The 24,214-nt window shown below is 68.6% G+C and carries 18 protein-coding genes and 2 pseudogenes; 9 read left to right on the top strand and 11 right to left on the bottom strand.

The window, feature by feature from the left end; genetic code table 11:
- The first annotated feature begins 61 nt into the window (after positions 1–61).
- Genes ACFY9S_RS38395 through ACFY9S_RS38380 form a run of 4 tightly spaced genes read left to right on the top strand, consistent with a single transcriptional unit; the run spans position 62 to position 2,918 of the window.
- Positions 62–295: a hypothetical protein gene (locus ACFY9S_RS38395; protein ID WP_391138448.1), complete on the top strand. Its 234-nt coding sequence runs from the start codon at positions 62–64 to the stop codon at positions 293–295.
- Complete coding sequence (locus tag ACFY9S_RS38390; RefSeq protein ID WP_391138446.1) at positions 292–1,080, top strand: SDR family oxidoreductase; 789 nt, start codon at positions 292–294, stop codon at positions 1,078–1,080. Before ACFY9S_RS38395 ends, ACFY9S_RS38390 begins: the two co-directional genes overlap by 4 nt.
- A gap of 15 nt (positions 1,081–1,095) precedes the next feature.
- Positions 1,096–1,722 carry a TetR family transcriptional regulator gene (locus ACFY9S_RS38385; RefSeq protein ID WP_391138444.1) on the top strand — a complete coding sequence of 209 codons (627 nt, stop codon included), beginning with the start codon at positions 1,096–1,098 and terminating at the stop codon, positions 1,720–1,722.
- Positions 1,723–1,760: 38 nt separating this feature from the next.
- Positions 1,761–2,918 (top strand): acetyl-CoA C-acetyltransferase, encoded by a 1,158-nt coding sequence (locus tag ACFY9S_RS38380; RefSeq protein WP_391138443.1) that lies wholly within the window; start codon positions 1,761–1,763, stop codon positions 2,916–2,918.
- Between the two features lie 99 nt (positions 2,919–3,017).
- On the opposite strand, the gene ACFY9S_RS38375 is transcribed toward ACFY9S_RS38380, so the two are convergent.
- Positions 3,018–3,371, bottom strand: a complete 354-nt coding sequence (locus ACFY9S_RS38375) for a hypothetical protein (RefSeq protein WP_391138441.1) — start codon at positions 3,369–3,371, stop codon at positions 3,018–3,020.
- A gap of 318 nt (positions 3,372–3,689) precedes the next feature.
- On the opposite strand from ACFY9S_RS38375, the gene ACFY9S_RS38370 reads away from it, so the two are divergent.
- Positions 3,690–4,250, top strand: coding sequence for a DM13 domain-containing protein (locus ACFY9S_RS38370; protein ID WP_391138439.1), 561 nt, complete (start codon positions 3,690–3,692; stop codon positions 4,248–4,250).
- Positions 4,251–4,416: 166 nt separating this feature from the next.
- Here ACFY9S_RS38370 and ACFY9S_RS38365 read toward each other — a convergent pair whose 3' ends face one another.
- Positions 4,417–5,487, bottom strand: a complete 1,071-nt coding sequence (locus ACFY9S_RS38365) for a Ku protein (protein WP_391138437.1) — start codon at positions 5,485–5,487, stop codon at positions 4,417–4,419.
- Between the two features lie 502 nt (positions 5,488–5,989).
- Here ACFY9S_RS38365 and ACFY9S_RS38360 point away from each other — a divergent pair.
- Both ACFY9S_RS38360 and lpdA read left to right on the top strand, forming a co-directional pair.
- Positions 5,990–6,580 (top strand): TetR family transcriptional regulator, encoded by a 591-nt coding sequence (locus ACFY9S_RS38360; protein WP_391138435.1) that lies wholly within the window; start codon positions 5,990–5,992, stop codon positions 6,578–6,580.
- A 292-nt stretch (positions 6,581–6,872) separates the two neighbouring features.
- On the top strand, positions 6,873–8,285 hold the full coding sequence (gene lpdA / locus ACFY9S_RS38355) for a dihydrolipoyl dehydrogenase (RefSeq protein ID WP_391138433.1): 1,413 nt from the start codon (positions 6,873–6,875) through the stop codon (positions 8,283–8,285).
- Positions 8,286–8,377: 92 nt separating this feature from the next.
- On the opposite strand, the gene ACFY9S_RS38350 is transcribed toward lpdA, so the two are convergent.
- The gene (locus ACFY9S_RS38350; RefSeq protein WP_391138431.1) at positions 8,378–9,193 is read right to left on the bottom strand and encodes an oxidoreductase; all 816 of its coding nucleotides are present in this window, start codon (positions 9,191–9,193) and stop codon (positions 8,378–8,380) included.
- 1,571 nt (positions 9,194–10,764) lie between these two features.
- Here ACFY9S_RS38350 and ACFY9S_RS38345 point away from each other — a divergent pair.
- Positions 10,765–11,484: an FAD binding domain-containing protein gene (locus ACFY9S_RS38345; RefSeq protein ID WP_391138429.1), complete on the top strand. Its 720-nt coding sequence runs from the start codon at positions 10,765–10,767 to the stop codon at positions 11,482–11,484.
- 172 nt (positions 11,485–11,656) lie between these two features.
- Here ACFY9S_RS38345 and ACFY9S_RS38340 read toward each other — a convergent pair whose 3' ends face one another.
- The 8 genes and pseudogenes from ACFY9S_RS38340 to ACFY9S_RS38305 form a co-directional block, all read right to left on the bottom strand.
- The gene (locus ACFY9S_RS38340) at positions 11,657–13,342 is read right to left on the bottom strand and encodes an RNase J family beta-CASP ribonuclease (RefSeq protein ID WP_391138427.1); all 1,686 of its coding nucleotides are present in this window, start codon (positions 13,340–13,342) and stop codon (positions 11,657–11,659) included.
- 167 nt (positions 13,343–13,509) lie between these two features.
- A complete protein-coding gene (gene icmF / locus ACFY9S_RS38335) occupies positions 13,510–16,737 on the bottom strand; it encodes a fused isobutyryl-CoA mutase/GTPase IcmF (RefSeq protein ID WP_391138425.1) in 3,228 nt (1,075 codons plus the stop codon).
- A gap of 531 nt (positions 16,738–17,268) precedes the next feature.
- Positions 17,269–17,460, bottom strand: coding sequence for a molybdopterin dinucleotide binding domain-containing protein (locus tag ACFY9S_RS38330; RefSeq protein ID WP_391138500.1), 192 nt, complete (start codon positions 17,458–17,460; stop codon positions 17,269–17,271).
- A complete protein-coding gene (locus ACFY9S_RS38325) occupies positions 17,373–18,002 on the bottom strand; it encodes a molybdopterin-dependent oxidoreductase (RefSeq protein WP_391138423.1) in 630 nt (209 codons plus the stop codon). The genes ACFY9S_RS38330 and ACFY9S_RS38325 overlap by 88 nt, the downstream gene beginning before the upstream one ends.
- Positions 18,003–18,062: 60 nt before the next feature.
- Positions 18,063–18,275 (bottom strand): annotated as a pseudogene (locus tag ACFY9S_RS38320) (hypothetical protein); the annotation flags it as partial.
- A 150-nt stretch (positions 18,276–18,425) separates the two neighbouring features.
- A pseudogene (locus tag ACFY9S_RS38315) lies at positions 18,426–18,704 on the bottom strand (hypothetical protein); the annotation flags it as partial.
- Between the two features lie 171 nt (positions 18,705–18,875).
- Positions 18,876–20,177, bottom strand: a complete 1,302-nt coding sequence (locus ACFY9S_RS38310; protein WP_391138421.1) for an RICIN domain-containing protein — start codon at positions 20,175–20,177, stop codon at positions 18,876–18,878.
- 100 nt (positions 20,178–20,277) lie between these two features.
- Positions 20,278–21,708: an endo-1,4-beta-xylanase gene (locus ACFY9S_RS38305; RefSeq protein ID WP_391138419.1), complete on the bottom strand. Its 1,431-nt coding sequence runs from the start codon at positions 21,706–21,708 to the stop codon at positions 20,278–20,280.
- A gap of 881 nt (positions 21,709–22,589) precedes the next feature.
- Here ACFY9S_RS38305 and ACFY9S_RS38300 point away from each other — a divergent pair.
- A complete protein-coding gene (locus ACFY9S_RS38300) occupies positions 22,590–24,068 on the top strand; it encodes a non-reducing end alpha-L-arabinofuranosidase family hydrolase (RefSeq protein WP_391138417.1) in 1,479 nt (492 codons plus the stop codon).
- The last annotated feature ends 146 nt before the right edge of the window (positions 24,069–24,214 follow it).

The following is a 24,214-nucleotide window of genomic DNA, read 5'->3' as shown; positions in this document are numbered from 1 at the left end:
ACAAGTGTTTGGTAGGTTAACGTGCGGGAGGTCAGCCGTCGAGAGCCGCCGGGAGCCGCCGATGAGCATCGCGCAGGAGTTCCCGCCGACGTCCGTGCCTGGCTGGGCACCGACCTCACCGGCGAGTTCGCCGCCCTGCGCGGCCGCGGCGGACCGGGCCGAAGCACGTGGCGTTCGCCGAACCCCTCGCCTGGCCGTCGAGCCGTTCCTCGGACCCACGCCCATCGCCTGGCGAGGTCAGCGGAACAGCATCGCCGAGCGCGTCCTCGGCCTGCCCAAGGAGGTACGCCCATGACCTCGGCCCCACCGCCGTACCTGCCCGGCCACCACCTGCTCACCGGCCGCACCGCCGTGGTCACCGCCGCCGCCGGTGCCGGGATCGGCGGCGCCACCGCCCGGCGGCTGCTGGAGGAGGGGGCACGGGTCGTGATCTCGGATGCCCACGCCCGCCGCCTGAAGGAGGCCGGGGCGGAGCTGGCCGCCGAGTTCGGCGCGGATCGTGTCACCGCACTGCCCTGCGACGTCACCGACGACGACCAGGTCACCGCGCTGTTCGAGCACGCCCAGCACCACCACGGACGCCTGGACATCGTGGTCAACAACGCGGGTCTCGGCGGCACCACCGATGTCGTCGACATGACCGACGAGCAGTGGAACAAGGTCCTCGACGTCACGCTCAACGGCACCTTCCGCTGCACACGCGCCGCACTGCGCCGCATGAAGGCCGCGGGCGCCGGCGGCGTCGTCGTCAACAACGCCTCGGTGATCGGCTGGCGCGCACAGCGGGGACAGGCCCACTACGCCGCCGCGAAGGCCGGTGTCATGGCCCTCACCCGCTGCGCCGCGGTGGAGGCCGCCGCCTACGGAGTGCGGGTGAACGCCGTCTCCCCGAGCCTGGCCATGCACCCGCACCTCGCCAAGGTCACCACCCCGGAACTGCTGGAGGAACTGACCGGACGGGAGGCCTTCGGGCGCTACGCCGAACCGTGGGAGGTGGCCAACGTGATCGTGTTCCTGGCCAGCGGCTACGCGTCGTACCTGACCGGCGAGGTCCTGTCGGTCAGCAGCCAGCACCCGTGAGGCGAGAATGGGCCCGTGCCGAACAGCAGCGACAGCGACCACAAGAAGACCACGGTGAGCACCCCCGCGCGGCGCGAGGAACTCCTGGCCATCGCGGCCGAGGTGTTCGCCGCTCAGGGCTACAACGCCACGACCGTCCGGAAGATCGCCGATGCGGCGGGGATGCTGGCGGGCAGCCTCTACTACCACTTCGATTCCAAGGAGTCGATGCTGGACGAGATCCTCTCCGGCTTCCTGGACGAGCTCTGGGCCCGGTACGACGCCGTGCTCGGCGCCGGGCTCGGCCCCAGGGAAACACTCGAGGCCCTGGTGACCGAGTCCTTCCGGGAGATCGACCGGCACCTCGCCGCGGTCGCCATTTACCAGAAGGAGTCCAAACACCTCGGGACCCAGCCGCACTTCGCCTATCTCGTCGAGTCGCAGCAGAAGTTCGAGAAGGCATGGCTGGGCACGCTGGAGCGCGGCGTGACCGCCAAGGTCTTCCGCGCCGACCTGGACGTACGGCTCACCTACCGCTTCGTGCGCGACACGGTCTGGGTCGCCGCGTCCTGGTACCGGCCGGGCGGACGCCACAGTCCCGAGGAGATCGCCCGTCAGTACCTGTCGATGGTGCTGGAGGGCATCGCACTGCACGACTCATAGGCAGTCCTGCACGTCGCAGACACAGAGGAGGAGACGCCATGGCCGAGGCCTACATCGTCGAAGCGGTGCGCACCCCGGTCGGCCGACGGGGCGGCGGACTGTCCGCCGTCCACCCGGCCGACCTCGGCGCACATGTGCTGACCGCGCTGATGGAGCGCTCCGGCGTCGACCCGGCCGCCGTCGAGGACGTGGTGTTCGGCTGCCTCGACACCGTCGGCCCGCAGGCCGGCGACATAGCGCGCACCTGCTGGCTGGCCGCCGGGCTGCCTCAGGAGGTGCCCGGTGTGACCGTCGACCGCCAGTGCGGCTCCTCGCAGCAGGCTCTGCACTTCGCGGCCCAGGGCGTCCTGTCCGGCACCCAGGATCTCGTCGTCGCCGGCGGCGTGCAGAACATGTCGCAGGTCCCCATCGCCTTCGCCACCCGCCAGGCCGCCGAACCGCTGGGCCTGACCGGGGGCCCGTTCGCCGGCTCCGAGGGCTGGCGGGCCCGCTACGGCGACCGGCCGGTCAACCAGTTCCTCGGCGCCGAGGAGATCGCCCGTAAGTGGGACATCACACGGGAAGCCATGGAGGAGTTCGCCTTCCGCTCCCACCGGCGGGCGATCCGGGCCATCGACGAGGGCCGCTTCGACCGGGAGACGGTCGCGTACGGCGACGTGACCCACGACGAGGGCCCGCGCCGCGACACCAGCCCGCAGAAGATGGCGGGACTGCAACCGTTGGTGGAAGGCGGCCGGCTGACCGCTGCCCTCTCGTCACAGATCTCCGATGGCGCCTCGGCCATGCTGATCGCGTCGGAACGGGCCGTACGGGAGCACGGTCTCACCCCCAGGGCCCGCGTCCACCACCTCTCCGTACGCGGCGAGGACCCGATCCGCATGCTGTCCGCCCCCATCCCGGCCACCGCGTACGCCCTGAAGAAGTCCGGGATGACGCTCGACGAGATCGACCTGGTCGAGATCAACGAGGCCTTCGCCTCGGTGGTGCTGGCCTGGCTGAAGGAGACCGGTGCCGACCCCGAGAAGGTCAACGCCAACGGCGGGGCGATTGCCCTGGGCCACCCGCTCGGAGCCACTGGAACCCGGCTGATGACCACGCTCCTGCACGAGCTGGAACGCACCGGCGGCCGCTACGGGCTGCAGACGATGTGTGAGGGCGGGGGCCAGGCCAACGTGACCATCGTCGAACGCCTGTGACGCGGACACCGGTAGCCTGACGGTCGGTTCGACTGCTGAGAGGCTGACGGCGGACGCCAATGCGGCCGGTCCAGGTAAGCACCACGCCCGCGTCACACATCAGGTGCGGTTGATCCGTGCGGCGATGCCGTGACCGATCAGCAGATAAATAATGGCTGGAAGTCCATTATTGAGGATGACACGTAGCCCTTCTGTGTCCATGGTGAAAATGTCCTGCGCCCAGCCGGAAAGCCAGTCCGCCGCTCCGTGCACGAACTCCACGAATGGGTTCGCCTGGTTGGCGTCGAGCAAGTAGAGCACGATCCACAAGGCCAGCAGACCGGCCGCGACGTCGGCGATCGTACAGAGGGTGAGAGCCGTTCTGCGCGCGGTGGCCTGGTTGCGGGCGGAATGGTCGGGCACTGGGGGTTGGTCGTAGCTCTGGTATCCGGAAGCCGGGCCGGTGTTGTTCATGGGGAATCCGCTCTGACTAGTTTGTTTCCTCCTCCTTCAGCGCCCGGTATTCCCCGCCGTGTTACACCGGGCAGTTGGAATGCCCTAATGTCGCGGCCTATTCGGTCACGTACGTAAATGGTCTCCCTGGGCGGTACATTCCGGGCATCGGGAAGTGATGACCAAGGCGCCCCGCAGCCCCGGCGCACTTGCGCCCGGCAGGCCTTCCCGTCGGACGTGAGAGCACGTAAGAGTTCCGTCATCTCCTGCGGGCTTCGAAACGGCGGTCCGCCGCGTTGAATGGGTGGGACAGGCGAACTCTGAAGGGGCGAAGCAAGGATGAGGCGTAAGCGGAAGGTGCTGACCGGACCGTTGGTCATCGGGGTGGTAGTGGTCGCGATGGCCGGCGTCGGTTTCGGGCTGTACTGGTTCCAGCCGTGGAAACTGTGGCAGGACGAGACCGTCCAAGAGACTCTGCCCGAGGTGGTGGCCACATCTGCCCCACCCGCGGCGGCGGAGGCCGAGACGCCCTCCTCACCGGTCGGTCCGCAGACGCTGGCGCGTGGTGAACTGATCAGCCACGAACACGCGACATCGGGCACGGTGAAACTCGTACGGCTCGCCGATGGCTCCCACGTCGTCCGGCTGGAGAACCTCGACACCAGCAATGGACCGGACCTGCGCGTGTGGCTGACCGACGCCCCTGTGAAGGAGGGGAAGCCCGGCTGGCACGTCTTCGACGACGGGAAGTACGTCAGTCTGGGCAAGCTCAAGGGCAACAAGGGGAGCCAGAACTACGTCCTGCCCGACGACACCGACCCCGCTCGGTACACCAGCGTCAGCATCTGGTGCGACCGCTTCGACGTCTCCTTCGGCGCGGCCGAACTCGCCCGCGCCTGACGTCCGCGGGTGGTCTCACGGGTCCGGGCGCAACAGCGGCACAGCGGCCGTCCTCGTTGCCGCGCCACCGGCGGGCCGTCTCTTCAGCGCCTCTGTTCCCCCTTCAGCGGCTGAGGCACGGGGGAGCTGAGCATGGGGTCGGCAGTTTCCACGGCATGCTCGCGGGTCAGGCAGCGCTCTTCTTCTTTCGGCGGCCTGCCGTACGGCTGAGGGCGTCGATGAGCTCCTGCCGGCTCATCTTCGACCGGCCGGGGAGGTTCTCGCCGGTGGCCCGCTCGTACAGCTCTGCCTTGCTCAGCTTCCGCAGCTCGTTCTTGCCCGCCACCCGCTCGCGCCGCGATGCGGACGATGCACGTCCGGCCTTCGGCGGCTCCTTCCCGCCGGTGGTCTTCTTCGACGTCCCTGCGGGAGATCTCTGCGCTGTCTTCCCTGAGGAGCCCGGCCGCTTCCTCTCGCCCCCGCGAGCCTGGTCGATGCTGCCCTGCAGCGCCTGCATCAGATCGACGACGTTGGTCGCCGCCGGCGCCTCCTCGGCCGCGGCGATCTCCTGGCCCTCGGCCTTCGCCTTCACCAGTTCGCGCACCTTCTCCTGGTAGGTGTCGCGATAGCGGGAGGGCTCCCAGGCCCCGCTGAGGGAATCGACCAGCTGGAGCGCCATGTCCAGCTCCTTGCCCTCTCCGGCACGGCCGGAGGGCATCTCGGGAAGCTCCTTGAGCGGGTCGCGGACCTCATCGGCCCAGTGCAGGGTCTGAAGCACCAGGACCTTGTCCTCCGCGCGCAGCGCGGTCAGGTACTGCTTGCCGCGCATCACGAACGTCGCGATGCCGACTCTGTTCGACTGCGCCAGTGCCGCCCGCAGCAGCTCGTAGACCTTGGTGTATTCCTTTCCGCGCGGGGCGAGGTAGTAGGTGCGGTCGAAGTAGACCGGCTCGATCTCCTCAAGGTCGACGAAGTCGGTGATGTCAATGGTCTGGGAACGGCCCGGAGCGATCTCGGCCAGTTCCTCGGGCTCCACCAGGACGTACTCGCCCTCACCCACCTCGTAGCCCTTCACGAGGTCGCCGGTGGCGACCTCGTCACCGGTGCGCTCGTTCACCCGGCGGTTGCGGATCCGGTCGGCGGTGCCGCGTTGCAGCTGGTGGAAGTGGACGGTGTGGTCCCCGGTCGCGGAGTACAGACCGACTGGCACGCTGACCAGCCCGAACGTGACCACACCGGTCCAGATCGCGCGTGCCATGACCGCCCACTCCATCCCATGCCGCCGGCCGGCCAGTCGGGGCTCATGCGCCGTGCGGGCACCGCCCGGCCGATACCCGACTGGTGTGTCTCTTATGAGACACGGCAGGTCAGCGCCCCGCATCTCGGCCGCGCACCGGCGACGCGGGCCCTGTCGGCAGATGGCAAGCACGCTGCCACCGACGATCAGCTGGAGCTGTGGCCGCTCCCGGCCCTCATGGGTACCGGCCGCCGGAGTTCACCGAAAGTCCCGACGCCGATGACCTACCAATAACCATCCATAGAAGATAATTCTGCGGAAGATGAGTGATGGCTGACCTGAAGCAGCTGTACCGGCAGCTGGTCTCACTGGAGATCGAGCTGTGGAGCGGCATCGTGGGGCCGGGTAGCCGGACAGGCCTTGGACGCGGAGCGGAAGGCCGCCGGGAGGGTCTTTGGATTACGTTCGCAATATCATAGGTTGGGGGAGTTGGGGCAGGGCGACCGGCGAGGGAGCGTGTGCTGTGGTGCGGTACGGAAAAGAGCACAAATCGGAGACCAGGCGGCGGATCATCGAGACGGCGGGTCGCCGGTTCAAGCAAGACGGTATCGACGGCTCCGGGGTCTCGACGCTCATGAAGGACGCGGGACTGACCAATGGGGCCTTCTACGCTCACTTCGAATCCAAGAACGACCTCGTCGCCACGGCGATCGCCGAGCAGTTGAAGGCACAGGCCGAGAATGTCGTCGCGCGTGCTGCGCCTGGCCGCGCCGGACTCGAGCAGATCGTGCGCGGGTACCTGTCGCCCCAGCACCGCGACAACCCTGGCGACGGCTGCCCGAACGCCGCTCTGCTCGACGAGATCGGGCGCTGCACCGACACAACCAAGCAGGCCTACACCGATGGCGTGCTGGTGCTCATCGACGGCATCGCCGACCGCATGGCTCCCGAGGCCCCGTCCTCCGCACGCGTGAAGGCGCTCGGCCTCCTCGGCCTGATGGCCGGGACGCTGCAGCTCTCCCGCGCCTTGTCCGACAGTCGACTGTCCGACGAGCTTCTCGATCAGGGGATAGACAACGCCCTCGCCCTGCTGGACGCCGAGCAGTGCGGCTGACGCACACCGCGCGTGCGGCGGGCGCGTCGATGTGTCGATGTAGAGATCGGAGTCTCGGCCCGCCGTCGATGATGGCTGAGCGGGCACGCACCGCGGTGCCAGGGTGCTGAGTCGGATGTCCGGGGAACCGCTGCCGAGGTGATGAAAAACGGTTGCCTCCCCGGCCCTCCACCGGCCACCCTGCGGCGGGCGACGGCGAGTGCCGCCGCTGTCGAGTTGATGACCAGGTTGTTCTGACGGAGCGAGTCGGTCCCTCGCGGGAGTCGGCCGCCCAGCGGAAGGGAAGCCGTCCATGGACGAGCAGGGTGAGCACTTCGACGTCGTCGTACTCGGCGCGGGACCCGGCGGATACGTGGCCGCCATCCGGGCCGCCCAACTGGGCAAAAGTGTCGCGGTCGTCGAGGAGAAGTACTGGGGCGGCGTCTGCCTGAACGTGGGCTGTATCCCCACCAAGGCTCTGCTGCGCAACGCCGAGCTCGCGCACATCTTCACGCGCGAGGCGAAGACCTTCGGCATCAAGGTCGAGGGTGAGGTGTCCTTCGACTACGGGGAGGCCTTCCGCCGCAGCCGGAAGGTCGCGGACGGCCGTGTCAAGGGCGTCCACTACCTGATGAAGAAGAACAAGATCACGGAGATCGGCGGTCGCGGCACCTTCCTCGACCCGCGCACGCTCCAGGTGGCCGACTACGACGGCAACACCCGCAGCATCGGCTTCGATCACTGCGTCATCGCCGCCGGCGCGAGCCCCAGGCTGCTGCCGGGCACCCGGCGTACGTCCCGCGTGGTGACGTACGAGGAGCAGATCCTCGCCGAGGACCTGCCACAGTCGATCGTGATCGCCGGGGCCGGAGCCATCGGTGTGGAGTTCGCCTACGTGCTGCACAACTACGGCGTGAAGGTCACCGTCGTCGAGTTCCTGGACCGGGTCGCCCCGCTGGAGGACGCCGAGGTGTCCACCGAACTCGCCAAGCAGTACAGGAAGTTGGGCATCGACGTGCTCACCTCGTCGCGCGTCGAGTCGATCGACGAGTCCGGCCCGCAGGTCCGTGTCACGGTCACCGGCAAGGACGGCGCCCAGCAGGTCCTCGAGGCCGACAAGGTCCTGCAGGCGATCGGCTTCGCACCGAACGTCACCGGCTACGGCCTGGAGAACACCGGCGTGCGCGTCACCGAGCGCGGTGCGATCGACGTCGACGGCCGGTGCCGTACCTCGGTCCCGCACATCTACGCCATCGGGGACGTCACCGCGAAGCTGATGCTCGCGCACGCCGCCGAGGCGATGGGTGTGGTCGCCGCCGAGACGATCGCGGACGCCGAGACCATGGAGCTGGACTACGTGATGATCCCGCGGGCCACCTTCTGTCAGCCGCAGATCGCCAGCTTCGGCTACACCGAGGCGCAGGCGAGGGAGAAGGGCTTCGACGTCCAGGTCGCCAAGTTCCCGTTCACCGCGAACGCCAAGGCCCACGGTTTGGGCGACGCGACCGGCTTCGTGAAGCTGATCAGCGACGGCAAGTACGGCGAGCTCGTCGGGGCTCATCTCATCGGCCCCGACGTCACCGAACTCCTCCCCGAACTGACCCTGGCCCAGCAGTGGGACCTCACGGTCCACGAGGTCGCCCGCAACGTCCACGCCCACCCCACCCTGGGCGAGGCGGTCAAGGAAGCCGTCCACGGGCTGGCGGGCCACATGATCAACATGTAGCAGGGTGCTTGGGGCACTGGCAGCAGGGTCCGCCGGCGCTCAGAGCCGGCTCCGATGCGACGGCCCGTGCCGACGAGATCTCGAAGTTCGGGTCAACGCGCCATGCGGTTGTTCTTGCGGATCTGCTTGTCGAACGCTCCGGCGGGGACGAGGCGGCGTGCCGTGGTGACGCGGGAGGCCAGCGGGCCGGCGGTATAGCGCAGCTTCGGCTTCTTGTCGGTGGCCGCGGTGACGATCACCGTGGCGACGACGGCGGGATCATCGCCGTCCTTCATCGCCTGCGCCATCACCTCGTCGAAGACCCGCCGTCGCTCCGCGTACAGAGGGAGCGGGGTATCGGGCTGTGCGGCGTTGGTGTCGAACCGGGTCTTGGTGTAGGCGGGCTGGACGAGGAGGACCCGGACGCCGTGTTCGCGGACCTCGTGGTCCAGCGACTCGGAGTAGCCCTCGATGGCGTGCTTCGAGGCGACGTACAGGGCCATGAAGGGCTGGGGGGCGACCCCGAGGACCGACGAGATGTTGATGACGCGTCCACCACCCTGGGCGCGCATGTGCGGCAGGACGGCCTTCGTCATACGGATGACGCCGAGGACGTTGACGTTCAGGACGCTCTGGGCCTGGGCGACGGAGTTCTCCTCGACGGCGCCCGCCGCGCCGACGCCTGCGTTGTTGACCAGCACGTCGATGCGTCCGAATCGGTCGATCACCTGTTCCACCGCGGCGGTGGCCGAGTCGTCACTGGCCACGTCGAGATCGAGGTACGTCACGCCCGTGGGCGGAGTGAGTCCGGAGGTCTTGCGGCCGGTTCCGACGACCTCGAAGCCCGCCGTGACGAAGGCGCGGGCCGTCTCCTTGCCGATCCCGGATGAGGCACCTGTCACGAGCGCCACCGGCCGAGTTGTCGTCATCACGAAATCCCTCATTCATATTACGATCGTATGACTTACGGTCGTACGACCATATGCTGAGTGCCGGTCGATGGCAAGTGGCCGCGGCAGGCGATCCGTACAGTGCGGCGATCCGGGCAAGGTGCCGGGGTTGTGGAGGGCGGCGCGGGGAAGATCACGGGCGGACGATGGGCGGAGTCCCGCTCGGGGGGCCCTGGCAGGGCCGGCCGACGCCGCCCTCCGTCGCCGCTCGCGACCGGTCCGCAGTATCCACACTCGAAAATCTAACGTCGCGAGAGTAGACATTGGTCAGCGGTGTGGTTATGGTTTCTCTCGTAGCCCAGACAGACGGAAGGGCCCGGCAGACATGAACTGCCGGGCGGCAGTACCGCAGTTGCAGTGCGCAGCACGGTGCGGTCGTGGAGTTTCGAAGCCAGGGAATTGCAGGACGGCGACGGGGCTGACGGCCGGACCGGGTGGCCCGCAGTGATCAGGGGCCGCCGCGAGCAGTACCCGCAGTGGAATCAGTGAGCAGTACCTCGGTGAAGGCGTCGGCTGCGGGCGCGCGCACCGGGAGGTTCGGCAGTGGGGTTCCAAGCCAGAGCAGTGTCAGGACGGCTGACGGGGCTGGCTGCCGAAGCGTACGAACAGCGAGGGAAGAACGGAGGAATGGGACGCCATCAGGATCGCCCGGGCGGCATTTCGAGTCCCGGGTACCGCAGGACATCGATAGTGAGGTGGTCTCCGGTCAAGCAACCGCGATCCCAGCATCCCCGGCAGCATCTCGGTCGGGTGTGTGGAGACAGAAGGCCGGCGCAGTATCAGGGCCGGCAGATGGTGTAGCAGTTCCTTCGGGCCCTGGCGCCGTACGGCGCCAGGGCCCTCCAGTGTTTGTGTGGATGCCGACGACGGTCAGATGAGCCCCGAAGCTCTGGACTTGCTCAAAACGCGCTTCGAGCAGCCGCAACCCCGGGCATGCTGCGGGCAATCCGGGCGCAGCCCGGCGGAGCGGGGGTGTCGTGTTGATCGCATTCGTATTGATGAGCGGATTCGTACTGGTGCTTGTCACGATGGTCACCTGGATGGTGCGCCGGACGTGGCGTCGCGCCTGGGACGATCTGGGCATGCGGGCCACCATGCGCGGCTCGAGCGCCGGTCCGGGCCATGGAGCGTGGCCGATCGGCACGGGAATGCACGGCGCAACTACGGCGCACGAAGCCGGCAGCCCAGCCGACCACTCATCCTGGTGGGAGGCGGGCGCGTGCGAAGGCTCTTCGAGTGGCTGCTCCGGCGGTAGTTCCTCGTCCTGCGGGAGCAGCTCGTCCTCGTGCGGGAGCAGCTCGTCGTCCTGCAGCAGTTCCTGCTGACCGAAGCCGGGACCTTCGATCACGGGCGCGTCATACTCCTCTCGATCCCATCGGTGCAGGCGATGAACGTGCGCGCGTCGAGGCCGCGACCTCGCCGAAGAGGCGCATACCGCGCGCGTGTGAGCCCTGTATGCGCCCCCCTCGGAGCGGCCAAAATGCGCCGTGCCGACGGGCAAGTGGCCGAGACTGTCCGTCCGAGTCCCCAGAAAGGCAGGGTGGCTGAGGGTGTTGGTACGTCTGCCCAAGACCGTGTCGGAAGCGCGGGAGTACCTGACCGAGGGAGCGGTGCCGATAGGCGGCGCGACCCTGGTCTGGGCCACCTGGCAGAGCGACGGGTTCCCCGAACAGGCCATGTCGCTGCGCGAGTTGCCACAAGCCAATGTCATCGGCCCCGAGGAGCTGGGCGGTGCGGTGGTACTGAGTCGCATCGACGACCGAATGCCGTACGTCTTGCACGCTGCGGCCAAAGCGGTGGGCACCGGCGCGGTGCGCCGCGCGGCCACGGTCGGCGGCAACCTGGCAGGCAGCGCGCTGCGCTGCCTGCTGCCCGCCGCCTTGGTCCTGGAGGCCCGTGCGACCGTACTGGCCCCGCACGGCGTCTACGAGACCGATCTCGCCGAGGTGACGGCCAAGCGGCCGCTGCTGCTCAGCCTGCGCTGGCGCGCCCCGGTCGCCAGCGCTTACCGCAAGCTGCAGGGCCAGGCGAGCGGCGAACCCCCCCTCGTCGTCGCCACTGCTCTGCACACCGACACCGGTGGACGCCACCGCCTTCGCGCCGCCGTCCGCCACGGCTACGACGTCCTGACCGCGACCACGACCTTCGGCCCCGACGCCGCCCACCCCTTGGACGAGCTGCGCGAGACCTCGGCGGCGGACGCCCCCGGTGCCTGGGACGTCATCACCGAACAGGTCACCGCACTCCTGGCCTCGGCCCGGGACGACTGAGACGCGAGCCGCGGTCCGGGTCGGCCCTGATGACCCTGGGCGGACCCGGACACCCACGCCCCGCGGTCCGCCCAGGGTCATCAGGGCGACGCGGCATCCGAGGGGCGCACAACGTCCACCGTGCTGAGCGATCAAGTCGGACAGGCGCCGGCCACTGCTGCCGTCCGGTGGCTCAGGCGTCGATGATGACGGGAATGATGAGCGGCCTGCGGCGGTGGGTGCGGAATGCCCAGTTCGCCACGGCGCGGGCAACGAGCTGTTCGAGTTGGTGCGCGTCCCCGACGCCCTCCGCGGCCGCGGTGGCCAGGGTCTTCTCGATGACGGGGATGACCGGCTCGAACGTGGTGTCGTCGTGGACGAAGCCGCGGGCCAGGAAGTCCGGGGCTTCGGCGAGGGCGCCGGTGTCCGCGTCCACGATCGCCACGACCGTGACCACGCCTTCGGAAGCGAGGGTAAGGCGGTCCTTCAGAGACGCTTCGGTGGCGCCGCCGACTTCCATGCCGTCCACGTAGACATTCCCGGCGGGAACCTTGCCGGTGATGGACGCGCGCCCGTCGACGAGGTCGACGACGACGCCGTCCTCGGCGATGACGACCCGGTCGGGGTCGACGCCGGTGCGGATGGCGAGGTCGCCGTTGGCCCGCAGGTGGCGCCATTCGCCGTGCACGGGCATGACATTGCGGGGTTTGACGATGTTGTAGCAGTAGACGAGTTCGCCGGCGCTGGCGTGCCCGGAGACGTGCACCTTCGCGTTGCCCTTGTGGACGACATGGGCGCCCCAGCGGGTGAGTCCGTTGATCACCCGGTAGATGGCGTTCTCGTTGCCGGGGATGAGGGAGCTGGCGAGCAGGACGGTGTCGCCCTTGCCGATACGGATCTGGTGGTCACGGTTGGCCATCCGTGACAGCGCGGCCATCGGTTCGCCCTGGGAACCGGTGCACACCAGAGTGATCTTGTGGTCGGGGAGCTTCTCCAGCTCCTTGGTGCTCACGACCAGACCGGAGGGGACCTTCAGATAGCCCAGGTCACGGGCGATGCCCATGTTGCGGACCATCGACCGGCCGACGAAGGCGACCTTGCGGCCGTGCTGGTGTGCGGCGTCCAGGACCTGCTGGATGCGGTGCACATGACTGGCGAAGCTGGAGACGATGACCCGGCGTGGCGCGGTGCGCATCACCTGCTCGATCGCCGGGTTCAGCTCCCGCTCGGAGGTGGTGAAGCCGGGTACCTCGGCGTTGGTGGAGTCGGTGAGGAACAGGTCCACGCCCTCCTCTCCGAGGCGGGCGAAGGAGCGCAGATCGGTGATGCGGTCATCGAGAGGGAACTGGTCCATCTTGAAGTCGCCGGTGTGCAGCACCATCCCGGCGCCGGTGCGGATCGCGACCGCGAGGCTGTCCGGGATGGAGTGGTTGACCGCCACGAACTCGCAGTCGAAGGGCCCGAAGCCGCGCCGGTCGCCCTCCCGTACCCGCACCGTGCGTGGCCGGATGCCGTGTTCCTTGAGCTTGGCCTCCAGGAACGCCAGCGTCAGTTTCGATCCGACGACGGGAATGTCGGACCGCTCGCGCAGCAGGTACGGCACGCCGCCGATGTGGTCCTCGTGGCCGTGAGTGAGGACCACGGCCACGATGTCGTCCAGCCGGTCCCGGATCGAGGTGAAGTCCGGCAGGATCACGTCCACGCCGGGCTGGGTCTCCTCGGGGAACAGCACGCCACAGTCGACGATGAGCAGCTTGCCGGCGTACTCGAAGACGGTCATGTTGCGGCCGATCTCACCGAGGCCGCCCAGGGCGATGACCCGCAACCCTCCTTCGGGAAGGGGAGGGGCGGCTTTCAGTTCGGGGTGCGGGTGACTCATACCCTGACGGTACCCGGAGAACGGGACGGGATGATCCATTGCCTGTGTGATCTCCTTCCGGACTGCGGAGTCCTCAGTGAGCCGGGGGAGGATCGGATCACGTCGGCGGACGGTCCCGTGAGCCGCAGCGGGGTGGCTTCCGGGACCGCACGCCCTACGGGGCCGGGTCAGACATTGCGGCGGTACTGGCCGCCCACCTCGAAGAAGGCCTCGGTGATCTGCTCGAGGGAGCAGACCCGGGTGGCGTCCATGAGGACGGCGAAGACGTTGTCGCCGTTCGTCGCCGCGTTCTTGAGCGCGGCCAGGGCGTCGTGGGCCCGGTCACGGTGGCCGGTGTGGAAGTCCCGCACGCGCTCCAGCTGGGACTGCTTCTCCTGCTCGGTGGCCCGGGCGAGTTCCAGCTCCTGAGGCCGGCTGTCGCCGCCGGGGCGGAGGAAGGTGTTGACGCCGATGATGGGCAGGGTGCCGTCGTGCTTGCGCTGCTCGTACAGCATCGACTCGTCCTGGATGCGGCCGCGCTGGTAGCCGGTCTCCATCGCGCCCAGTACGCCACCGCGCTCGCTGATCCGCTCGAACTCCTGGAGGACGGCCTCCTCCACCAGGTCCGTGAGTTCGTCGATGATGAACGATCCCTGGAGGGGGTTCTCGTTCATCGCCAGGCCCCACTCGCGGTTGATGACGAGCTGGATGGCCAGCGCCCGCCGCACCGACTCCTCGGACGGGGTGGTGACGGCCTCGTCATAGGCGTTGGTGTGCAGCGAGTTCGCGTTGTCGTAGATGGCCGTGAGGGCCTGGAGGGTGGTGCGGATGTCGTTGAAGTCCATCTCCTGGGCGTGCAGGGAGCGTCCGGAGGTCTGGACGTGGTACTTCAGCTTCTGACTGCGTTCGCCCGCCCCGTACTTCTCCTTCATCGCGACGGCCCAGACACGGCGTGCGACCCGGCCGAGGACGGAGTACTCGGGGTCCATGCCGTTGGAGAAGAAGAACGACAGGTTCGGGGCGAAGTCGTCGATGTGCATGCCCCGGGCGAGGTACGCCTCGACGTAGGTGAAGCCGTTGGCGAGGGTGAAGGCGAGCTGGCTGATGGGGTTCGCGCCGGCTTCGGCGATGTGGTAGCCGGAGATGGACACGGAGTAGAAGTTGCGCACCTTGTGGGCGATGAACCACTCCTGGATGTCGGCCATCATCCGCAGGGAGAACTCGGTGGAGAACAGGCAGGTGTTCTGGCCCTGGTCCTCCTTGAGGATGTCGGCCTGCACCGTGCCGCGTACGCTCGCGAGCGCGTTGGCCCGCAGCTCGTCCGCCTCCTCGGGCGACGGGTCACGGCCCTCGGCGGCCCGGAACTTCTCCAGCTGCTGGTCGATGGCGGTGTTGAGGAAGAACGCCAGGATCGTCGGCGCGGGGCCGTTGATGGTCATGGAGACCGAGGTCGTGGGTGAGGTCAGGTCGAAGCCGTCGTAGAGGGCCTTCATGTCCGCGAGCGTTGCCACCGACACCCCGGAGGTGCCGACCTTGCCGTAGATGTCGGGGCGTTCGTCCGGGTCGCGGCCGTAGAGGGTGACCGAGTCGAAGGCGGTGGACAGGCGGGTGGCCGGCTGGCCCTCGGAGAGCAGCTTGAAGCGCCGGTTCGTGCGGAACGGATCGCCCTCACCGGCGAACATCCGCGCCGGGTCCTCGCCGTCGCGCTTGAAGGGGAACACCCCTGCCGTGAAAGGGAAGTAGCCGGGCAGGTTCTCCCCGCGCCAGAACCGCACCAGCTCCCCGTGGTCGGTGAAGCGGGGCAGGGCGACGCGCGGGACCTTGTTGCCGGACAGGGACTCGCGGGTCAGCTTGGTGCGGATCTCCCTGTCCCGGACCTTCACCACCTGCTCGTCCCCGGAGTAGGAGGCGATGACGGCGGGCCAGTTCCCGATCTGCTCCGTGATCCGGTACGGGAGCTGCTGGCGGGCGTCGTCGAGCAGCGAGTCCACGTTCGCGGCGTCGGAGCCGGCCTCGACGAGCTCGTCCCTGATCGCCTCCAGGCGCTGCAGCCGCCTGGCCGCCTCGGCCAGGCGCTCGGTCTCGGCGTGGTACGCGCGGACCGTGTCGGTGATCTCGGCGAGGTAGCGCACCCGGCCCGCGGGGACCACCTGCCGGATGCCGGAGGAGTGGCGTACCCCGACCGGTGCCAGCGCGCCCTCGGACAGCGGCAGTCCCTTCTCCGCCAGGCCCGACTTCAGGTGCTGGTAGAGCGCGGTGACACCGTCGTCGTTGAAGGTCGCCGCCGACGTGCCGTACACCGGCATGTCCTCGGGCCGCATGCCGAACGCCTCGCGGTTGCGGACCAGTTGGCGTCCCACGTCGCGCAGTGCGTCCTGCGCGCCGCGCCGCTCGAACTTGTTGATCGCCACGACGTCGGCGAAGTCGAGCATGTCGATCTTCTCCAGCTGCGAGGCGGCACCGAACTCCGGTGTCATCACGTACAGCGAGGTGTCGACGAACGGCACGATCGCCGCGTCGCCCTGGCCGATGCCCGGCGTCTCCACGATCACCAGGTCGAACCCGGCTGCCTTGACCACGTCGATGACGTCGGTCAGGTGCTCGGGCAGCTCGCGACTGCCACGGGTGGCCAGGCTGCGGAAGAAGACCCGGCTCCCGTCCAGGGAGTTCATGCGGATCCGGTCACCGAGTAGTGCCCCGCCGCCGCGGCGGCGGGTCGGGTCGACCGCGATGACGGCGATCCGCAGCTTGTCCTGCTGGTCGAGGCGGAAGCGGCGCACCAGCTCGTCCGTCAGGGACGACTTGCCCGAGCCGCCCGTGCCGGTGATGCCGAGCACCGGCGTGACCCGTGCCGCCGCGGCGGCCCGCAGCCGCTCCAGGAGATCCGGGGGCAGCTTGCCCAGCTCCGCGCCGGTGATCGCGCGGGCGATCGCGAACCGGTCACCGGCCAGCACGCCGGACGCGTCGGCCGGTTTGCCGTCCCAGAGGTCGAAGTCGCAGTCCCGGACAACCGAGTTGACCATTCCGGCCAGGCCCATCCGCTGCCCGTCCTCGGGCGAGAAGATGGTCACCCCGCTGCCGCGCAGCCGGGTGATCTCCTCGGGCACGATGACGCCGCCTCCGCCGCCCACCACACGGATGTGGTCGGCCCCCGCCGTGCGCAGCGACTCGACCAGGTACTCGAAGTACTCCACGTGCCCGCCCTGGTACGACGAGACGGCGACACCGTGGGCGTCCTCCTCCAGAGCGGCGTCCACGACCTCCCGCACCGACCGGTTGTGTCCGAGGTGGATCACCTCGGCGCCCTGGGACTGGAAGATGCGCCGCATGATGTTGATCGACGCGTCATGTCCGTCGAACAGAGCCGAAGCCGTGACCAGGCGGACAGGATGCACGGGCCGGTGCAGATCGCTCATGGGGGGCCTTCCCGGACAGGGCGGGGGTACTGCTGACGGAAGAGATACTAGGACGTCCTAGTAAATTGTTGGGAGTGATCGCTGTCACAGGTCGAGGACGAGTCGAGTCCCGCACGAGGGAGACGCAGATGAGCATGGTGTCGCCGGCGGCCGGCTCGTCCTCGGTCAGCAGCGAGTCGCGGTGTCGGGCTTGCCGTCGAGGGCTCGGGGCCGCGGGCGTGCACCAGAGGGCCTTCCTCGGGTGCGCCGAGGAGGGCCGCCAGGTGCAACAGGCCGGACCGGGCACCTGACGTCGAGCAGCAGCGGCCCTCTCCTGTCTCGCAGCCGACCGCACAAGCAGTGGCGGAGGGCACGAGAAGCGGCGGACCGCTTCGACGCACAATCCGCCCGGCTGCGCACTCGGCGGGTCGTGCACCACGTCCGCATCCGCCACCACGCGTCAGGCTGGAAGGGGCTGTATGCGGGCAGGGACGTGTTTGTGCCAGGGAGTGCCGGCGATGGGGTCGCGCCAGGTGAGGTCGGGGAGGGTGTTCAGCGCGACGCCGGTGTGGTGTCGCCGTCCTCGGTGGGCAGGTCGAGTCCGAAGCCGTTGGGCAGGGCCGCGTGGCCGGGTTGCAGGCGGTCGTCGATCTCGACTACCGCCTGAGCGGAGCCGCGCGTCGTGGCGATCTGGGCCAGGACGCCGTCGGACAGCCCGAGATGTTCGGCATCGTGCGGGCTGATGCGCAGCGCGTCGTTCTGCTCGCGCTTGGCCAGGTGTTGTCGCGGAAGATGGTGTTCGCGGTGGCCCGGCGCTGACCGGCGGCCAGGACGATCGGGAAGTCGGCGCTGGTGTGGACGGCGGGAGTGGTGTCCAGGCCGAGGAGTTCGGGGATGGGCAGCGCGATGCGGTGGCCGGGGTGGGGCACGTAGGCGCCGCCGAGGTGATTGCCCTGCCCGCCGCCCCCGTAGAAGAAGATCGACTCACCGCCGTGGGCGTCGCGCACGGCCTGTGGCCGTGCGGCGATCTCAGTGACGGCGGTGTCCCAGTCGATGGGGCTGAAGCTGCCGTCCGCCTCCCGGCGCAACGGTGTCGTGAGGCGGGTGCCGCCGTTCTGGTAGTGGTCCAGACGCAGGGCCTTGTCGCAGGTGTAGCCGGCGGTGGCGACATGCTCCTTGTCACCGCGGATCTTGGCGAAGCGGCGGCCGTCGGTCTGGATCTGTATGCCGCAGTTGTTCTCGCACAGGATGCACGCGCTCTTGTGCCAGGCGGTGTCGGCGGTCATCGGCCCTGTCTCCTCGTCGGTCGGCGGCTGGCGAGTCCCGCGCCACGGGTTCAGTTCAGGTCATGGGTGATGCGGTTTGCGGGGCGCTGGTCGGCCGAGCGGGTTGGCGGTGCCGCGCAGGGTGGCCAGAGCCGGGGCGTACATGCGGCTCTTGATGGTGCCGAGGGTGTCGCCGGCCTTGTTCACCTGAGCCTGGGCGAGTTCGATGGCGGTGGAGCGCACGGCGTCCTCGGTGACCGCCCGGTCGACGATGCCGGTGGCCGTGATGCCCGTCCGCTTACTCCCCGCCGCGGTTCTCGAAATCCCGACGCCCGAGGACGCCGGGGCTGGACGGGACGGCCGGGATCAGCGTGACCTCGTGAAGCGCGGGGCCCGGACCGACCGGGCCCCGCACAAGAGGGTGCTCACGATCCCTCGTACCTCGTGTTCACGGCTTGTCGAGCAGACCGCGCTGCGCAGTGCCGCGCCCCGGCTGATCCCGCGCGTCCCGTCGATGAAGTCCTCGCCCTGCAGGTCCGACACGTCGCCGTCGCAGCCCGGCAGCAGCGTCACGGACGGCACGTCGGCGACCGGATTCCGGCCGGAGATCGTCGGTCCGATGAGCACGGTCCCGCGCACCTTCCAGCGCACCGGGCCCCGGTAGCCGTCCTCGGCGGCCGGCGGCGGGTAGAGGCTGTCCATGGCGGCCCGGTTGACGCCCTCGCAGGACACGAAGGTGCCCGTCTCGTCGATCAGGTTCTCGTGTGGGACGGTCCGGCGTATCCGCGGGACCCGGACGGGAACTCGCTGCGCACAGCACTGTGGCCGGACCACCCTGGGGTGCTCCGGCCACAGACCCCGATCATCCTGGCTCCACTCCGGGATGCGGGTGTGTCACTGGAACTGTGCGAAGAACCTCCAGATCTCTGCCTTGGTCCAGGTGGTGACGCCGCTTTCGCCGGAGGAACCGTCGACCGGACCGGGTATGTGGCCTCCGTCGAACGCGGCCCACTGGACCGGGTATCCGGCACGGCAGCCCGAATAGGTGGTGGTGACGTGCGTTCGGCTGCCCGGCGCGGGCTCGCGCGGGCTCTGGCGGGTGCAGCCGTTGTTGCTGACGAATCTGTCGCGCAGGGACCGCCCCTGCCCGATGTTGAGGACGGAGTCGCTGATTCCGTGGATTCCGAAGTAGGCGATGGGCTGGCTGCCGCCGCTGCACCCGCTGATCTGGGCGCCGGAGATGACCGCGACGGCCCTGAAGACGTTCGCCCGGCTGCATGCGAGTGCGTAGCTCATCCCGCCGCCCCAGCTGAATCCCGTGGCGAAACGCTGTGCCGGGTTGACACAGAGACCGCCCTCGATGCGCCGGATCATGTCGTCGACGAAGGTGACGTCCTCACCACCCGAATTGGCCCAGCCGTTGCCGAGACCCTGGGGGGCGACCAGGATCGCACCGTTGTTCGACTGTTCTTGCTGGCCGTAGTAGGACCAGGCGTTCCCGCTCGTGCCGCCCGAGGCGACGTCGCCGGCGGTTCCGCCCCGCCAGTGGAACGCGAAGATCAGCCGGTAGCGGTGGCTGTTGTCGTAGTTGGCGGGGACCCTGAGGATGAAGCTGCGGCTCTTGCCGCCGCTCTGAATCGTGTGCGTGCCGCTCGTCAGAGCCGGGGCGCTGCCGCATCCGCCGCCGCCACCGGACGACAGCTTGACCATCTGCCACTGCTGGTTGGCGCCGCCCCAGTCGGAGTACTGGACGACGCTGCCGCCGTCGGCGGTGGAGGCGCCCTGCACCTCCACCGCCTTGCCGCTGGTGCGGTTGACCAGCCGGACGTGGCCCGCGTCGGAGTCGGCCAGGCGGAACTGCTGGTTGGCCCCGTTGTGGTCGGCCCACTGCTGGATCGCGGCACCGTCCGCGGTCGAGGCACCGGCCACGTCGAGCACCTTGCCCGAATGCCGGGCCTTGAGGCGGTAGAAGCCGCCGCCGGAGTCCACGAACTGCCACTGCTGGTTGTCTCCGTCATGGCGCGTCCACTGGCTGATCCGCGCACCGTCGGCGGTCGACGTGCCGGCAACGTCCAGCGCCTTGCCGCTGTTGCGATTGACCAGGACGTACCAGGCGTTGGTGTCCACCGTCGCCGCCTCGGCGGGCGTCGGATTCACCGCGGTGAGCATGCCGACGGCGAGGGCCGTCGCCACCACGGCGGCGATTCGGGACCACCAGCGATGTCTGGGGGGAGGGGCGGGGGAGCCCGCACCGTAGGTCTTCATCGATTCACCCCTGTGTCCGTGACAGTTCCCATCAGGTGCGGGTCCAGCGCTGGTTGTTGCCGTTCGAGCAGGAGTAGAGCTGGATCAGGGTGCCGTTGGCGGTGCCGCTTGCGACGGCGTCGAGGCAGAGGCCGGACTGGACGCCGACGATGGATCCGTTGGAGTTGATGCGCCATTTCTGGTTGTCGCCGCCCCAGCAGCTGTAGATCTGCACTTTGCTGCCGTTACCGGTGCCGGCGGCGTCCAGGCACTTGTTGCCGTAGACCCTGAGTTCGCCGGCGGCGGTGTACGTCCACTGCTGGTTGGTGCCGTTGTGGCAGTCCCACAGGTGGAGCTGTGTGCCGTCGGTGGTGCTGGTGCCGGGCACGTCCAGGCAGCGGCCCGAACCGACACCCTTGACCGGTCCGGACTCGGAAGGGGGCGTGGTGGAGCCGCCGTTGAGTGCGTTGAGGACGGCGGTGTAGGCTGGCTTCTTGCTGCCGTTGTCGTTGAACAGCAGCGGCGTGTGCTCCCGTCGCCAGGAGTCGCTGTCGCGCACACCCCAGACGGTGATGCCGAGGCAGCGCGGGACGGCCAGGCAGTCGTTGGTCACGTTGGCGTAGGTCGTGGGCGAGGCGCCCTGGATGTCGAGCTCGGTGATGGCCACGTCGACGCCGAGGGCGGCGAAGCTCTGCAGGGTGGTGCGGAAGTTGCTGTTGTAGGGGCTGCCGCTGTTGAAGTGCGACTGGAACCCGACGCAGTCGATCGGCACGCCGCGCTGCTTGAAGTCCCGGACCATGCGGTACATGGCCTGCGTTTTGGCCCACGTCCAGTTCTCGACGTTGTAGTCGTTGTAGCAGAGCTTGGCGGCCGGGTCGGCGGCGCGGGCGGTGCGGAACGCGACCTCGATCCAGTCGTTGCCGGTGCGTTGCAGGTTGGAGTCGCGGCGGGCTCCCGAATTGCCGTCCTCGAAGGCCTCGTTCACGACGTCCCACTGGGGGATCTTGCCCTTGTAGTGGGCCATCACGCCGTTGATGTGGTTGATCATCGCCTGGCGCAGCGCGCTGCCGCTGAGGCTCCGCATCCAGCCGGGCTGCTGGGAGTACCAGGCCAGGGTGTGGCCGCGCACCTGCTTGCCGTTCTGCACCGCCCAGTTGTAGACACGGTCACCGGCGGAGAAGTCGAACCGGCCCTGCTGCGGTTCGGTGGCGTCGATCTTCATCTCGTTCTCGGCCGTCACCGAGTTGAACTCACGGCCCGCGATCGACGTGTACGCCGAGTCGCCCAGCCTGCCCGAGGCGATGGCGGTGCCGAAGTAGCGGCCGCTCTGCGCCGCCGCAGCGCCGAGCGTGTTCTCGGCCGCCTGTGCGGGTGGCGGCGCGACCAGTGCGGTGACCACACCGAGGACGCCGACGATCAGCGCCAGCAGCAGGCCGCGGATCTTTCGGCGGATATCGAGTCTGGGAAGGGCATACGAGCCCATGGCTGTGCCTCCAAGGTTGACATCACGGAAGGACTGGAGCGCAGGGGATTGCGTCGTCCGCTCCCACTCGGCGGACAAACGGGGCGGGCCGGAACCCGGGGCACGCGGAATCACCGGGCACCGTGGTCATGCGACGGGGACGATCTCGACCGGCACGGACGGCACCCGGCCGGTCGACGGGTGACGTCCGGTGGGCGGCGGTGTTTCGACACAGGCATGGGGCACTCCATCGCAGCTCAGCCGGGGGACCGCCGTGCGGCTTCGCGCACCTCTCCAACCGTGCGAAGAGCCACGATGCGCTGGTGCGAACCTCACCGGAACATGACGGGATGACGCAGGTGCTTCGGCGTGCGGATCTGCCGTGCAGCTGTGCGCGGATCTGTCGTGTATCTGTCGTGCAGATGTGCGTGGGTCTGTCGTGCAGCGCAGACTTGCCCAGGAGCGACGTGGTTCGATATATCGACCTGTGGCCGCTCTCTCAGACAGGGATGATTGAGGTATTGACGATGCATCGTCAATACTCCCCGCAGAAGATGTTTCGATTCCCTACCCGAAACATTCGGGATCTCCGGCTGGTCGAACGGCGGCCGGCGCCGCCGTCGGTGGATGGCGTAGGGCCGGAGTCAGGTCGGGGTCAGGGCTGGTACGGGTATGCCGACACTTCTCGCTCGACGGCACCTTGTCGTACCAAAGGGGAAGCGCTGTTTGTGGACAGATCGGCGACAGGCCTTGACCGGAGAGCCCCGCATTCCTAGCTTGTGGCGTCAAAGCTTCCGGGAATTCACCGAAACGTTTCGAGATCGCCCTGCCCCGGCAGACCGCTCCACGGTTCCTCGGGTCACCTCACCCTCACCCCCCACCTCTCAAAGGAGTGCCCTCTGATGTGGTTTCGCCACTGGTCCCCGGTCCGCCCAAGACGCTTAGTCGCCGTCCTTGCGCCCTTGCTGCTCGTGGCCACCTTCCTCGGTGCCCAGCCCGCCGTCGCGGCGACCGTAGACCCCAACGCGTCGTATGTCCTGGTCAACCGCAACAGCGGCAAGGCCCTGGACGTCTACAACATGGCGACCGGCGACGGCGCCCGCATCACCCAGTGGACCAGGAACGATCAGGCCCAGCAACAGTGGCAGTTCGTCGATTCCGGGGGCGGCTACTACCGCATCAAGTCCCGCCACTCGGGCAAGGTGCTGGACGTCCACAACTGGTCCACCGCGAACGGCGGCTCGATCGTCCAGTGGGCCGACCTGAACGCCGCCAACCAGCAGTGGCGGCTGGCCGACAGCTCGGACGGCCATGTGAGGCTCATCTCGCGCCACAGCAACAAGGCTCTCGAAGTGCAAGGCGCTTCCACCGCCGACAACGGGAACATCGTCCAGTACGACGACTGGGGCGGCGCCAACCAGCAGTGGCGGCTCGTCAAGGTCGGCGGCGACAGCCCCGGTGCGTGCGATCTTCCCTCGACATACCGCTGGACCTCGACGGGCGCGCTGGCGCAGCCCAGGGCCGGGTGGGCCTCGCTCAAGGACTTCACCGTCGCCCCCTACAACGGCAAGCATCTCGTCTATGCGACGACGCACGGCGTCGCGGGCACGGGAGAGGGGTGGGGTTCGATGAACTTCGGCCTGTTCACCAACTGGCCGGAGATGGCCTCGGCCGGCCAGAACAAGATGTCGGCTTCCACCGTCGCGCCCACGCTCTTCTACTTCGCGCCGAAGAACATCTGGGTGCTCGCCTACCAGTGGGGCGGTGGGAGCGCCTTCTCCTACCGGACGTCGAGCGACCCCACCAACCCCAACGGCTGGTCAGCACAGAAGGTGCTCTTCTCCGGAAGCATCACCGGCTCCGGAACAGGACCCATCGACCAGACGCTCATCGCCGACGGCCAGAACATGTACCTGTTCTTCGCCGGTGACAACGGCAAGATCTACCGGGCCAGCATGCCGATCGGGAACTTCCCGAGCAGTTTCGGCTCGACCTACACCACGATCATGAGCGATACGGCGGACAAGCTGTTCGAAGCCCCGCAGGTCTACAAGCTCCAGGGCCAGAACCGCTACCTCATGATCGTTGAGGCGAGGGGCTCGCAGGGCCGCTACTTCCGCTCGTTCACGGCCACCAGTCTGAACGGCTCATGGACGCCCCAGGCCGCGACCGAGAGCAACCCCTTCGCCGGCAAGGCCAACAGCGGCGCCACCTGGACCAATGACATCAGCCATGGCGAACTGATCCGCACCAGCGCCGATCAGACGTTCACCGTCGATCCCTGCAACCTGCAGTTCCTCTACCAGGGACGTAACCCCAACTCCGGCGGCGACTACGGCCAATGGCCCTACCGTCCGGGTCTGCTGACCCTGCGGCGCTGACGGCGTGGCACGGGTCCGGCTCCGGTAGGGAGCCGGCGCGGGGGGGGGGGGGGGGCGCCGGCGCGCCCCCCCCCCCCCGCCCCCCCCCCCCCCCCCCCCCCCCGCCGGCGGGGGGGGGGGGGGGCGCCGCGGGGGGGGGGGGGCGG

Origin of the sequence: Streptomyces sp. NPDC012474 (assembly GCF_042955185.1) — a bacterium.
In the GTDB taxonomy this organism is placed as follows: Bacteria; Actinomycetota; Actinomycetes; order Streptomycetales; family Streptomycetaceae; genus Streptomyces; species Streptomyces cahuitamycinicus.
The sequence above is the reverse complement of the archived record's forward strand: the minus strand, read 5'-3'. Positions and strand labels throughout refer to the sequence as shown.